11 protein-coding genes are annotated in these 12,715 nt (G+C 68.3%); 3 read left to right on the top strand and 8 right to left on the bottom strand.

The genetic code is table 11. The annotated features are described in order from the left end of the window. Positions 1–206 precede the first annotated feature (206 nt). The 8 genes from tsf to RTX79_RS17250 form a co-directional block, all read right to left on the bottom strand. Positions 207–1,085, bottom strand: a complete 879-nt coding sequence (gene tsf / locus RTX79_RS17285) for a translation elongation factor Ts (RefSeq protein ID WP_057507860.1) — start codon at positions 1,083–1,085, stop codon at positions 207–209. A 125-nt stretch (positions 1,086–1,210) separates the two neighbouring features. After that, positions 1,211–2,020, bottom strand: a complete 810-nt coding sequence (gene rpsB / locus RTX79_RS17280) for a 30S ribosomal protein S2 (RefSeq protein WP_042613841.1) — start codon at positions 2,018–2,020, stop codon at positions 1,211–1,213. A gap of 237 nt (positions 2,021–2,257) precedes the next feature. After that, positions 2,258–2,965: a fimbrial biogenesis chaperone gene (locus RTX79_RS17275; protein WP_312685017.1), complete on the bottom strand. Its 708-nt coding sequence runs from the start codon at positions 2,963–2,965 to the stop codon at positions 2,258–2,260. Then, positions 2,965–3,213, bottom strand: a complete 249-nt coding sequence (locus RTX79_RS17270; RefSeq protein WP_312685016.1) for a hypothetical protein — start codon at positions 3,211–3,213, stop codon at positions 2,965–2,967. The genes RTX79_RS17275 and RTX79_RS17270 overlap by 1 nt, the downstream gene beginning before the upstream one ends. Positions 3,214–3,326: 113 nt before the next feature. Next, a complete protein-coding gene (locus RTX79_RS17265) occupies positions 3,327–4,361 on the bottom strand; it encodes a Csu type fimbrial protein (protein ID WP_312685015.1) in 1,035 nt (344 codons plus the stop codon). Beyond that, complete coding sequence (locus RTX79_RS17260) at positions 4,358–6,769, bottom strand: fimbria/pilus outer membrane usher protein (protein WP_428696032.1); 2,412 nt, start codon at positions 6,767–6,769, stop codon at positions 4,358–4,360. The genes RTX79_RS17265 and RTX79_RS17260 overlap by 4 nt, the downstream gene beginning before the upstream one ends. Further along, the gene (locus tag RTX79_RS17255; RefSeq protein ID WP_312685013.1) at positions 6,720–7,457 is read right to left on the bottom strand and encodes a fimbrial biogenesis chaperone; all 738 of its coding nucleotides are present in this window, start codon (positions 7,455–7,457) and stop codon (positions 6,720–6,722) included. The genes RTX79_RS17260 and RTX79_RS17255 overlap by 50 nt, the downstream gene beginning before the upstream one ends. A 14-nt stretch (positions 7,458–7,471) precedes the next feature. Continuing rightward, on the bottom strand, positions 7,472–8,014 hold the full coding sequence (locus RTX79_RS17250; RefSeq protein WP_057507866.1) for a Csu type fimbrial protein: 543 nt from the start codon (positions 8,012–8,014) through the stop codon (positions 7,472–7,474). A 224-nt stretch (positions 8,015–8,238) separates the two neighbouring features. Here RTX79_RS17250 and map point away from each other — a divergent pair, with 224 nt between their 5' ends. The 3 genes from map to dapD are packed head-to-tail and all read left to right on the top strand — an operon-like array spanning position 8,239 to position 12,712. Beyond that, entirely contained in the window at positions 8,239–9,015 is a 777-nt protein-coding gene (map, locus tag RTX79_RS17245) for a type I methionyl aminopeptidase (protein ID WP_042613845.1), read from the top strand. Between the two features lie 2 nt (positions 9,016–9,017). Then, complete coding sequence (locus RTX79_RS17240; protein ID WP_312685034.1) at positions 9,018–11,654, top strand: [protein-PII] uridylyltransferase; 2,637 nt, start codon at positions 9,018–9,020, stop codon at positions 11,652–11,654. Continuing rightward, positions 11,654–12,712, top strand: coding sequence for a 2,3,4,5-tetrahydropyridine-2,6-dicarboxylate N-succinyltransferase (gene dapD, locus RTX79_RS17235; RefSeq protein WP_312685010.1), 1,059 nt, complete (start codon positions 11,654–11,656; stop codon positions 12,710–12,712). Before RTX79_RS17240 ends, dapD begins: the two co-directional genes overlap by 1 nt. Positions 12,713–12,715 lie beyond the last annotated feature (3 nt).

Here is a 12,715-nt window from a genome sequence, read left to right as displayed (position 1 = left end):
GTCGTTCGTTCATGTGTGGCGGGATGAGGGTTCCGTCACAGATCTGCGTATTGCCCCTTGCACCCAACGAACTCCCCCGGAAGAAGTATCGGCGCGATCGCCGCATAACGCAAAGGCGGTCCCGCCCGCGCGTCGTGCGTCCCCGGCGCGAAAACGAAAAAGCCGCGCAGGGCGCGGCTTCTCCGTGGATCAGGTCAGTCCGGCAATCAAGCCAGGCCGGCCTGCTTCATCACTTCGGCGGCGTAGTCTTCCACCACCTTCTCGATGCCTTCGCCAACGGCCAGGCGCTTGAAGCCCACCACGTCGGCGCCGGCAGCCTTCAGCACCTGCTCGACGGTCTGGTCGGTGTTCAGCACGTACGGCTGGCCGTACAGCGTGACTTCGTTGACGATCTTGGCGATCTTGCCGCTGATGATCTTCTCCAGGATGTCAGCCGGCTTGGCCTTGTCCTTGTCGGTCATCTTGGCCAGCTCGATTTCCTTCTCCTTGGCAACGAAGTCGGCCGGAACGTCGGACGCCTTGTTGTGCGGGGGATTCATCGCGGCCACGTGCATGGCCAGGCCACGGGCCAGCTCGGCGTCGCCGCCAGCCAGTTCCACCAGCACGCCGATGCGGCCGCCGTGGACGTAGGCCGCCACATTGTTGCTGCTTTCCAGGCGCACGATGCGACGCACGTCGACCTTCTCACCGACCTTGGCGATGACCGCAGCGCGGGTCTCGTCGACGGTGTCGCCCGAAGCCAGCTTGGCGGCCTTCAGCGAATCGATGTCGGCAGCGCCGGAGGACAGCGCAACGTCGACCACCGACTTGGCGAAGTTGGTGAAGTTCTCATCCTTGGCGACGAAGTCGGTTTCGGAGTTGATCTCGACCAGCACGGCCTTGCCGGCTTCCTGGGCGGCCACGATGACGCCTTCGGCGGCAACGCGGTCGGACTTCTTGTCAGCCTTGGCCAGGCCGGACTTGCGCAGCGCTTCGATGGAGACTTCGATGTCGCCGTTGTTCTCAACGAGCGCCTTCTTGCATTCCATCATGCCGGCGCCGGTGCGCTCGCGCAGTTCCTTGACCAGGGAAGCAGTGATTTCCATGGGATTACCTCACAAAAGAAAGGGGTTGGGCCGGCATGCTGGCCGGCCCGTATGACAGGGTGCTGTCAGCCGCCCGGGGCGGCCGGCAGGGCGGGTGGACGCAGTGCATCCACCCGCGGCCTGGATCAGGCCTGTGCGTCGTCGGACTTCTTCGGCGCAGCCTTCTTGGCCGGAGCGCGACGGGCCGGCTTGGCCTCTTCGCCTTCAGCGGCTTCGGCGAACTCTTCTTCGCGCACGGTGGCGGCGTGCGGCGCAGCGGCCTTGCCTTCCAGCACGGAGTCAGCGGCGGCACGGGCGTACAGCTGCACGGCACGGATGGCGTCGTCGTTGCCCGGGATGGCGTAGTCCACCAGTTCCGGGTTGTAGTTGGTGTCAACCACGGCGATCACCGGGATGCCGAGCTTCTTGGCTTCCTTGATGGCGATGTCTTCGTGGCCGATGTCGATGACGAAGATCGCGTCCGGCAGGCGGTTCATGTCCTTGATGCCGCCCAGCGAAGCTTCCAGCTTGTCGCGCTCGCGACGCAGGCCCAGCACTTCGTGCTTGACCAGCTTCTCGAAGCTGCCGTCGTTCTCGCCGGCTTCCAGTTCCTTCAGGCGCGCAACCGACTGCTTGACGGTACGGAAGTTGGTCAGGGTGCCGCCCAGCCAACGCTGGTTCATGAACGGCATGCCGCAACGCTCGGCTTCTTCGCGGATCGACTCACGCGCGCTGCGCTTGGTGCCCAGGAACAGGATGGTGCCGCGCTTCTGGGCAACCGAGGAGATGAAGTTCATCGCATCGTTGAACAGCGGGACGGTCTTTTCCAGGTTGATGATGTGGATCTTGCCACGGGCGCCGAAGATGTAAGGGGCCATCTTCGGGTTCCAGTAACGGGTCTGGTGACCGAAGTGGACGCCGGCTTCGAGCATCTGGCGCATGGTGATCTGGGGCATTGCAAAACTCCTGGCAGGGAACCGGCGTGCTCCGTTGTCCCTTGCGGGACGCCCGCGGAAAGTGTGCGGGACTGCGCGGGCGCGCATTGATGGTTCCGGGGTTGGGCTTCCCCATCGTCTCCGTGGCCGAACCCCTTGCGGGGCACCCCGGCACGGATCGGGACGATGGGTGTGGATTCACCGGTGACGTCCGGTGTGGACGATTTCCCGCGCAGGATGCGGCAGGTAATCCGGGGATTATAGACCGGCGCTGGCGCCGGCTGCAATCGGCCCCAGGTCTTCGGCTGCCGTGCCGTCGCGGCGGGCCTGGAAACGGCCGCCCGCGTAGCCATCGGCACGCTCGGGCAGCCCCCAGCACACCGTGGCGCCGGGCAGTACATAGCCGGACAGGCCGGGCTGCAGGGGCTGCCGCGCGCCATCAGGGGCAACGAAGGCCAGGTCCTGCAGGCGCGCGCGGTGGCTGCCGGGGTTGTGAAGTCGCAGGCAGGGTGTGGCGCCGCGCGCGCCCAGCTGCGCCGACAACGCGCTGGCCACGGTGCGTTGTGGCGAAATGAACAGCGGCAACGAATAACGCGGCAGGCGGGGGTCGGACGGCTCGATCAGCACCCGGAACGCCTGTTCGCCCGGCGCGTCCAGGGCCGACGGCAGTACCAACCGGACCCGCTGGCGGGCGCCCGCTGGCAGGTGCGGAAGGGCCGGGCTGGCGACGATGGCGGTGGTGGGCTGCAACCGGTCACGGCCGCTGGACTGGTCCCACTGATGGACGAGGATGCGACCCTGCCAGGGCGAGGGCTGGTCGTTGACCAGCCACAGTTCGGCCTGGGTCTGGCCCGGTTGCAGTTGCAGCGTGGTCGGACGCAGCTCCAGTGCCTGGCTGGCGCCGGCGCAGCCGGCCAGCAGCAGGGCCAGCGTCCGTCGTCCTCGCAGTGGGCCTGCCGCAGGCATCAGAACACCATCAGGGGTGCGCTGCTGCCTTCCGTGGCGTCGGTGTCAGGGGCCAGCTGGCGCAGCTGTTCGGGCAGGCGGGCCGGCTCGCTGCGCTGGTGCGGAGCGCCGCAGCGTGCGGCAGCGTCCGCTGAGCCTGCAGGCAGCGGGCCGTCCTGGCAGCTTTCCACGATCACCAGCCGCAGGCGCAGCGGTTGGCCTTCGGTTGCGGCATGCGCGCCGCCGGCCAGCAGCAGGCAGGCCGCCATGGCTGGTGCCCTGTACCCCCGTCGCGTTGCCATCCCGTCGTCCCCTGCGCTGCACTTCAGCCCTTATCGGCTGCGCGCCCGCCGGCTTTAACGGGGAACCCTGCACGTCGCGGTCAGTAGGTGATGGTCACGGTGATCCGGTCGGCGTAGTTGCCGGCCACCGGCAGGGCGCCGGTGGTGGCGGGGGCGCGCCCGTAGATGATGACCTGTTGTGCCACGCCGGTGCCGGTGCCGGCCACCACGTCGGTGCCCACGGTGTTGCCCCAGCGCTGCAGCCGCGCGCTGTCGCGGTACAGCTCATACGGAATGAACGCCGTGGTGGCCGTCGCATGGCGCATGCGTCGGGTGCTGCCGGAGGCATGCAGTCCGTTGTCCAACGACACGTTGAAGGCGGTACGGCGCACGCAGGTCAGGGTCAGCTGGGCGGTCTGGTTGATCGGCGTGGCGATCCGGCCTGCGGCCGTGCCGAACTCCATGTCGGTCACCAGGTAGCTGCCGCACTGCGGCAGCACGGTGGCGGTGGCGGTGAACGGGAAGGCGTTGCTGGCGCTCTTGCGATTGGTGGCCGCGGCGTCGGTGCAGCTGCCCGGCATGGTCGGGGTCCCGAGCAGTACCTCGTTGTAGGCGTAGGTCAGGGTCACATTGCCGGTAGTGAAGGCGCTGCTGTAGCTGCCGGTGGCCAGTGTCTGGTTCGCCGGGACCTGCCCGTAGACCGTGGTGGTGATGCTGCCGCTGCCGCCCAGCAACGGCGCGGCGTAGCTCAGCTGCAGGTCCTGTGCGGGGGGCGAGCCGGCCTGCAGCAGCCCCCAGGGCACCTGGCGGGCGGCATCGGTGTACAGCTGGAACGCCAGCGGGTCTGCAGTGGCGTTGGTCATCTGCCGGGTCGGCAGCACCGCGGTGGAGGCGCTGCCGCTGCCGATGCCCACGCACAGGCGCACCCGCACGTTGGCCAGCAGGGTCAATCCGCCGGTGGTGCAGGTGATGGTCACGCCCATGTTGGCCGGCGTGGCCGACGCGGCCATGTTGCTGATGTTGCCAAAGGCCACTGCCGACGCGGTGGCGGTGCAGGTGGTATCCGCGCGTGCAGCGCCAGGCCAGGCCAGCAGCACCAGCAGCACCAGCAGCGCGGCCGCCCATGCACGGATCATCGGGTCTCCTGCGCTGGCAGCGGCGTGCAGGTCACCGGGCCCAGGCGCGGGATCGCGCCGCTGGCAGTCACCGGCGGCGGGCTGATTTGGAGTTGGCACGGGCCCTCCGGCGTGGTCACCTGCAAGCGGCCATCGGCGGGCAGGTCCTGGAGGTACACCGCACCGTCATAGCCGACCAGCGCCTCACCCTGCTGTCCGAAGCGGACCACGCTGCCGACCGGCAAGGCGACGCCGGCGCGGTCCTGCGCGACGAACTGCACGGCACGGCTGCGACGCAGGCCGAAGCTGACCCCCAGCCCGGCACCCTGGCTGGGCGTGACCCAATCGTCGACCCGCTCGGCGGCGATGTCGGCCGGCAGCCCCATGGTGTCGATCGACAGCCGGTTGCGCTGCCAGGAAAGCAGCGGGCTGACCAGCAACAGGCCGTTGCGGTCGGTGACGCCGATTTCCCGGTTTTCCAGGCGTACCGGCACCCCGGCGAAGCCGCCGGTGGACACCACCGCGAACGCATCGTTGACTTCGCGCGCGGCAAACACGTGGCCGCCCATCCACACCAGCGCGCCGCCGGCGTTGGCATAACCGTAGGTGCTGTCGCCCTCGTGCACCGCGCCCACCGAATAGCGCCCGGTAGGGGTCAGCCAGCCGGCCTCGGCCAGACCGCCGGTGCCGCGGTCGCCCTGCCGGGCCTGCACCCGCCAGCCCATGCCATTGCCGCCGCCGTCCCCCGGTACCGGCTGTGACACGTCCACGCTGTACAGCTGTTCGCCGCCGTTGCGCTGGGCGGCCACGCTGGCCTGGCGGTTGTTGCCCAGGGTGGCGGCGAGCGAAACGTAGACGCTGCGGTCGCTGCTGTCGCCCAGGTTCTGATTGGCCGATACATACGCCGACCAGCGCTGGGCGAAGCTGCGCGACCAGAACAGGCTGGCATAGCGGTCGTCCTGCCCATCCGGTTGGCGCAGCCGCAGGTAACTGGCACTGACCGCGCCGAAGCGCTCCAGGCTGACCCCGAAGGTGGCCTGTTCGGTGATGTCTGGCGGCAGGCTGTCCTGCAGGGCGCCCAGGTCGCGGTAGTCGCCATGGCTGCGTCGGCTCAGCAGGTTCACGTTGAACCGGCGGTTGTTCCAGTTGTAGCCGACCGAATACTGGCCGCCCTGCAGATCGCCGTACTGGCTGCGTGCATAGGCGGCGGTCAGCACGCCCGCGCGGCCCGCCAGCCAGCCGCCGCCGATGCCGGCCTGGCGCAGGCCGCCACCGGCTTCGGCGTGGGCTTCGGCCGTGAACCGGTCAGTGACGCCGTGGCGCCAGGTGGCGCTGGCCAGGGTCCGGTCGTCGTAGGCGAACGAGCGCACGCCGTAGTCTTCGCGCAGTCGCCCCACGCCCACCGACCAGTCGGTCAGGCCGCGTGCCAGCAGCTGCTGGGTGCCGTAGAAGTCGAAATCCACCGTGCGGCTGCGGCCGAACGCATCGGTGATCACCACCTGCGCGGTGCCGGTGCCGCTGATCCCGGGCTGGGTGGCCAGCTGGAACGGCCCCACCGGGACCTCTCCGCTGTACTGGCGCAGCCCGTCCACGTACAGCTCCACGTTCGAAGGCACCACGGCCTGGCCGAGGAAGCTCGGCGTCGGTGACAACACGCGATAGGGTTGCAGGCCGTAGTTGCGCCCTACCTGGATGCCGCCCATCCGCACCGGTCGGCTCCAGTCCAGGAAGCCGCTGTAGAAATCGCCGACCTCCAGGCTGACCGCTTGTTCCGGGAAATCCAGCGTCCAGCGTGTATCCAGGCGCACGCTTTCGCTGCGCCAGCGGCGCGCATCGCCGTCCTGGAAGCGGCGCTGCAGCGAGAGGTTGGACAGCGTGCCGCGGCCGACGCCGAACACCCGCAGTTCCGAGGTGAGGGCCAGGCTGGACTGGTCTTCGACATGGGTGGCGTACAGGTCGTAATTGAGCAGTACGCCGGGCGAGGCGCTGGCACGGGGGATGTCGTTGGCCCGGGCGCCGATGGAGGCGGTGGGCAGGTCCAACTGGTCCAGCGGGGCATCGATGGCCAGGGTCTGCATGCGGGCGTCGTAGCGCACCTGCACGCCGACCAGCTGGTCCAGGTAGACCGGCGCCTCGCCGCGGGCAGGGAAGCCCAGCTGGCGCAGCACCTGGGGCAAGGCCTGCAGGCGGCCGTGCTGGTCGATGAAGGGCAGCAGGCCACGCGGCGCCTGGTTCAGGGTGACTTCCAGGTACAGCGACTGGCTGGCAGTAAGCGGAGTCGGCGGTGGCAGCATCGCATCGGGCATCGCGCCGGCGGCGACCACGTCCGCCGCCTGGGCGCTGATCGGCACGAGCCCGAGCAGGATGCGCACGGCCGCCTCAGCGAGCCGGTGGCGTCGCGGGCAGCGCGGTCTGTGCCGGTTCGCCATTGATCTTCGCCGAGAACGTGGCCGCCTCGGGCAACGACGCGGTGTCCAGGTTCCAGTGCATCACCTGGCCAGGCAGCACGTAGCCGACCAGCCCGGGGCGCAGGATGCGTGGGCGCTGCGGGTCGCCGATGGCGACGTCGGCCAACTGCGCATAGCCATCGCCTTCGTTGCGCACCTCCAGGCCGGGGGTGCCGTCGGGCATCGGCAGCGCGCGGGCGGCCAGCCGCGGCTTCAGGCCATCGGCATCGGCCGGTTGCAGGAACAATGGCACCGAGTAGCGCAGCACGAACTGCATGCCGCGCGCCTCCGGGTCCAGCCGCGGCAGTTCGTCCACCACCACCCGGTAGGCCTGCTGGGCGGCGCTTTCGGCCGGTGCCATGCGCACCAGGCGTACCAGCTGCTGCTGGCCCGCAGCGAGGTCATGTACCGGTGGACTGGGCTGGATGTCCTGGGTTTCCACCAGTTGGTCCTCGCCACCGGCCTGCTGCCAGCCGAACACCCGTATCTGCACCTTCATCGGCGCGGTGCCGGTGTTGGTCAGCCAGAGGGCCTCGCTGGTCTGCGCGGGGCGCAGTTCCAGCCGGGTCGGCGCTACCTGGAGGCTGGCGGCGATGGCGGCGGCAGGAAACATCGGCGCGCACAGGGCCAGCAGGCCGATGGAAGCCCATCGGCGCTTGGTCGGGGTCATCACGGTCACCCTCTTCAGTAGGTGATCGTGGCGGTGACCGTATCCAGGTAGGAACCGGCTGCTGCGTTGTTCACGCTGGGATTGAGTACCCGGCCGTAGACGTTGTAGGGCTGCGGGGTGCCGTTGCCCACCGCTGCCACGGTGTTGGTGGCGGTGGTCGCGCCCCACACGTTGGTGCGTCCGGCGTCCTGGTACAGCTGGTAGCCGACGAAGTTGTTGGTGGTCACCGCCGCATCGGTATGCCGCATCCGGCGCGTGGTCACGTCACCGGCGGTCGCGGCATTGCTGCCCGCGTTGAGCGCGATGGAGTAGGGGGTCAATGCCGAGCACTGGGCGGTGATGGTGCCCTGCGCCAGTACCGGGGCGGTGGCGGTGGACGCGACCGTACCGAAATCGACGTCGGTCGGCGCCGCGGCGGCGATCGTGCAGGAAGTGGTGATGGCGATGCGGACGTTGAAGGTCACGCTGTTCTGCGCGAAGGCAGGGGCGGCCGCGAAGGCCAGGCAGAGGGTCAGGCCACTGAGGGCAAGACGGCGAGAACTACGTGAAGAGCGCATGGGCGGGATCTCCTTGGACCCTTCAGGGTCCTGAACCGAAACGATGCAGTCGAACGCGTTGCTACATGACGTTTATAAGCGCAAAACCGTGGTCGGAGGGTGAGGGGTGGCCGACGGCCGTCACACTTTTCGTTGCCCGGGTCTGCGCCGGACCCTCAACCCCGGCTGTCGCAGATGAAACGGACCCGTTCAGCATCGGGCCCGGATCGGCGATAATGGCGGGCATGAGCGTAAATCTGAAAACCCCCCAGGAAATCGAATTGATGCGCGAGGCCGGGCGGCTGGCCAGCGAAGTGCTGGACATCGTCACGCCCTTCGTCAAGCCCGGTGTCACCACCGAAGAGCTGGACCGCATCTGCCATGACCACATCGTCAACGTGCAGAAGACGATCCCGGCCAACGTCGGCTATCGCGGCTTCCCCAAGAGCGTATGCACCTCGGTCAACAACGTGATCTGCCATGGCATCCCCAGCGAGGCCAAGGTGCTCAAGGACGGCGACATCGTCAACATCGACGTCACCGTGATCAAGGATGGCTGGCACGGCGACACCAGCCGCATGTACTACGTGGGCACGCCGTCGGTGATGGCCAAGCGCCTGGTCGATGCGACCTATGAAGCCATGTGGCGCGGCATCCGTGCGGTCAAGCCGGGCGCCACGCTGGGCGATATCGGCCATGCCATCCAGAGCTACGCCGAAAGCGAGCGCTTCAGCGTGGTGCGCGAGTACTGCGGCCATGGCATCGGCAAGGTCTACCACGATGAGCCGCAGGTGGTGCATTACGGCCGCCCGGGGCAGGGCCTGGTGCTGCAGCCGGGCATGACCTTCACCATCGAACCGATGATCAACGAGGGCACCCGCTACAACAAGGTGCTGCCGGACGGCTGGACCGTGGTCACCAAGGATCGCAAGTTGTCGGCGCAGTGGGAGCACATGATCGCGGTCACCGAGACCGGCGTGGACGTGCTGACCCTGTCGCCGGGCGAATCGCAGGTCGCTTGACGATGTTGCCGGCGGGTTCGTTGCTGGACACGCCGGCTTCGTCGGTGCCCGATGCCGAATGGGCTGCCGCGGCGCGCCAGGCGCTGCAGCAGGCCGATGCGCGCCTGCACCGCCGCTTCGACCAGGGCGATCGGATCGAACGCCTGCTGGCGCTGCGCGCGCGCGCCGCCGATCATCTGATCCGCCTCGCCTGGCAGCGCTGCATGCCGGCCTGGCAGGCACTTTCGCTGTTTGCGGTGGGCGGGTACGGGCGCGGGGAGCTGTTCCCGCATTCGGACATCGACGTGCTGGTGCTGGGCGAAACGTCGGCCCAGCACGCCGCCGAAGCCGGGCTGTCGCGCCTGTTCGCGCTGCTGTGGGATTGCGGGCTGCCGGTAAGCCATGCAGTGCGCTCGCTGCAGCAATGCCGCGACGCCGCCGCCGACCAGACCGTGCTGACCGCGCTGATCGAAGCGCGTCCGCTGGTCGCCGCCGAAGGCGCGCGCCGCGCGCTGCGCCAGACCATTGACGATGGCGCGCTGTGGCCGCCGCGTGCCTTCTTCCTCGCCAAGCTGGACGAACTGCGCACGCGGCATGCCCGCTTCGGCGATACCGCCGACAACCTGGAGCCGGACCTGAAAGACGGCCCCGGCGGGCTGCGTGACCTCAATACGCTGGGCTGGATGGCGCTGCGCGCCTTCGGCGTGCGCGAACTGGAGGCGCTGGTCGGCCTCGGCCACCTCGGCGCGGACGAGGCAGTGGCCCTGCAGCGCGAGCGTGGGGTGCTGGCAGGGCTGCGCTACGGACTGCATCTGGTGGCCGGCCGCCCTGAAGAGCGGCTGCGCTTCGACTACCAGAAGACCCTGGCCGCGCGGCTGGGGTTCGAAGACGATGTGGAAAGCCTGGGCGTCGAAAAAATGATGCAGGGCTTCTACCGCGCCGCATCGGTGGTGCGGCGGATCAGCGACCGGCTGCTGCAGCGCTTCGAGGAACAGTTCGATGGCGAAGCGGTGCCCGAACCGCTGACGGTCGGCTTCTCGCTGCGCCGCGGTTACCTGGCCGCCAACGATGCGGACTGGCCACGCGGGGACATCGGCGAAGTGTTCGCGCTGTTCTCCAGCTGGGCCAACAACAGCCAGGTGCGCGGCCTGCATTCGCTTACTGCGCGCGCACTGGCCGAAGCGCTGCCGCAACTGCCGGATTACCAGCACGCCTGGCCACACACGCGGCAGCAGTTCCTTTCGCTGCTGCGCCAGCCGCGGCCGGTCGATACCCTGTCACGGATGGCGCGGCTGGGCGTGCTCGGCCAGTGGATACCGGCCTTCGCCCAGGTCAGCGGGCGGATGCAGTTCGACCTGTTCCATGTCTATACCGTGGACCAGCACACGATGATGGTGCTGCGGAACATGGGTGAGTTTTCCAGCAGCAAGGCCGCTGAACGTTTCTCGATCGCCCATGAGGTGTGGCCGCGCCTGCGCAAGCCCGAACTGCTGCTGCTTGCCGGGCTGTTCCATGACATCGCCAAGGGGCGCGGTGGCGATCATTCCGAGCTCGGCGCGGTGGACGCGCGGGAATTCTGCCAGACCCTGGAAATGAGCCTTGCCGACACCGATCTGGTGGCCTGGCTGGTGGAGCAGCACCTGCGCATGTCGGTGACCGCGCAGAAGCAGGACATCTCCGATCCGGCGGTGATCCATCGCTTCGCCACGCTGGTGGCCAGCCGCGAACGGCTGGATTACCTGTACCTGCTGACCTGCGCCGATATCGCCGGCACCAGCCCGAAGTTGTGGAATGCATGGAAGGACCGGCTGCTTGCCGACCTCTATTTCGCCACCCGCCGCGCGCTGCGCGAAGGGCTGGAGCCGCCGCTGCCGGCTGCCGAGCGGGTGATCGAGGCGCGCGAGTACGTGCGCCAGCTGGTGCGCGAGCAGGGCTATGACGATGCCACGATCAACCGCCAGTTCGCGGTGATGCCCGATGAAGGTTTCATCCGCCTGCGCCCGGAACAGCTGGCGTGGCAGGCCGGTGCCCTGGTGCCGGTCCGCCAGGGCCACACCCTGGTGAAAGTGCGCCCGATCAGCCCGGACGACCCGGCGCTGGAAGTGTTCGTGCATTCGCCCGACCGGGATGGCCTGTTCGCCGCGATCGTGATGACGCTTGACCGCAAGGGCTACGGCATCCACCGTGCGCGCGTGCTGGATGGACCCTCCGACACCATCTTCGATACCTTCGAAGTGAATCCGGCCGACAGCTTCGCCGACGGCGACCCGCTGCGGCTCGAGGCCGCCCTGCGCGAGGCGCTGTCCGGCGACCTGTCGCGGTTGCGTCCTTCGCGGCGTGCGATCCCGCGCCAGCTGCGGCACTTCCGCTTCGCTCCGCGCATCGAGTTCCGCGACGAAGCGGGCGATGCCGCCGGCACCCGTTTCAGCCTGGTCGCGCCCGACCGCCCCGGCCTGCTGGCCGATGTGGCGCACGTGCTGCGCAACCAGCGACTGCGCGTGCATGACGCGCGCATCGCCACCTTCGGCGAGCGCGCCGAAGACACTTTCGTGATCACTGACGAACACGACCTTCCCCTGGATGAAACCGCCAGGCAGCAGCTGCAGGACGCCATGCTGTCCTGCCTGGACCCAGACCGAAACACCGGAGATACCCACTGATGGCCACCAAGCCGACCAAGAAAGCTTCACAACAGCCGAAGGCTGGTCAGAGCGCCGCTGCCAAGACCGTGGCAACCAAGAAGAGCACCGGCGGCAAGGCCGTGGCCGTCAAGCAGACGGTGAAAAAGGCGGCGGCCAAGCCTGCCGTTGCGAAGAAGGTGCCGGCGGAGAAGGCACGCGCGGAAAACATCGCGCGCAAGTCGCTGCGCAAGCCGCCCGCCGTGGGCGTGGAGGAGTTGAAGTTCGGCATCGAGAGCGCCTTCGAGCGCCGTGCCACGCTCACCCTGCATGAGCTGGAAGGTTCCACCAAGCCGCTGGTCGGCCGGGTCATCGATGGGCTGGAAAGCGGCGAATTCCGCGTCGCCGAGCCGGACGGGCACGGCGGCTGGAAGGTCAACGAATGGTTGAAGAAGGCCGTGCTGCTGTACTTCCGCGTCAACGACATGGCGGTGGTCGATGCGCGCCCGGCGCCGTTCTGGGACAAGGTCGAATCGCGCTTCGCCGGCTATGACGAAGCGAAGTTCCGCCGCGCCGGCGTTCGCGTGGTGCCGGGTGCGATCGCGCGCCGCGGCACGTATTTCGGCAAGGATGTGGTGCTGATGCCGAGCTTCACCAACATCGGCGCCTACGTCGGCGAAGGCACCATGGTCGATACCTGGGCCACGGTGGGATCGTGCGCGCAGATCGGCCAGCACTGCCATCTGTCCGGCGGTGCCGGCATCGGTGGCGTGCTGGAGCCGCTGCAGGCCAGCCCGACCATCATCGAAGACCATTGCTTCATCGGCGCGCGTTCGGAAGTGGTGGAAGGCGTTGTCGTCGGCCATCACAGCGTGATCGGCATGGGCGTGTTCCTCAGCCAGAGCACCCGCATCTACAACCGCGCCACCGGCGAGATCAGCTACGGCTACATCCCGCCGTACAGCGTGGTGGTGTCCGGTTCGCTGCCTTCGGCCGACGGCACCCATTCGCTGTACTGCGCGGTGATCGTCAAGCAGGTGGACGCGCGTACCCGCAGCAAGACCAGCGTCAACGACCTGCTGCGCGGCCTGGCTGACTGACCG

Origin of the sequence: Stenotrophomonas chelatiphaga, assembly GCF_032054965.1 — a bacterium.
GTDB classification, from domain to species: Bacteria; Pseudomonadota; Gammaproteobacteria; order Xanthomonadales; family Xanthomonadaceae; genus Stenotrophomonas; species Stenotrophomonas chelatiphaga.
The sequence above is the reverse complement of the archived record's forward strand: the minus strand, read 5'-3'. Positions and strand labels throughout refer to the sequence as shown.

Coding starts and splice junctions, on each gene's coding strand:
- RTX79_RS17240 (WP_312685034.1), top strand. CDS start 9,018: ATGTTGCCGGCGGGTTCGTTGCTGGACACGCCGGCTTCGTCGGTGCCC.
- RTX79_RS17255 (WP_312685013.1), bottom strand. CDS start 7,457: ATGACCCCGACCAAGCGCCGATGGGCTTCCATCGGCCTGCTGGCCCTG.
- RTX79_RS17275 (WP_312685017.1), bottom strand. CDS start 2,965: ATGCCTGCGGCAGGCCCACTGCGAGGACGACGGACGCTGGCCCTGCTG.
- RTX79_RS17250 (WP_057507866.1), bottom strand. CDS start 8,014: ATGCGCTCTTCACGTAGTTCTCGCCGTCTTGCCCTCAGTGGCCTGACC.
- tsf (WP_057507860.1), bottom strand. CDS start 1,085: ATGGAAATCACTGCTTCCCTGGTCAAGGAACTGCGCGAGCGCACCGGC.
- RTX79_RS17260 (WP_428696032.1), bottom strand. CDS start 6,769: ATGGCGAACCGGCACAGACCGCGCTGCCCGCGACGCCACCGGCTCGCT.
- RTX79_RS17265 (WP_312685015.1), bottom strand. CDS start 4,361: ATGATCCGTGCATGGGCGGCCGCGCTGCTGGTGCTGCTGGTGCTGCTG.
- map (WP_042613845.1), top strand. CDS start 8,239: ATGAGCGTAAATCTGAAAACCCCCCAGGAAATCGAATTGATGCGCGAG.
- RTX79_RS17270 (WP_312685016.1), bottom strand. CDS start 3,213: ATGGCGGCCTGCCTGCTGCTGGCCGGCGGCGCGCATGCCGCAACCGAA.
- dapD (WP_312685010.1), top strand. CDS start 11,654: ATGGCCACCAAGCCGACCAAGAAAGCTTCACAACAGCCGAAGGCTGGT.
- rpsB (WP_042613841.1), bottom strand. CDS start 2,020: ATGCCCCAGATCACCATGCGCCAGATGCTCGAAGCCGGCGTCCACTTC.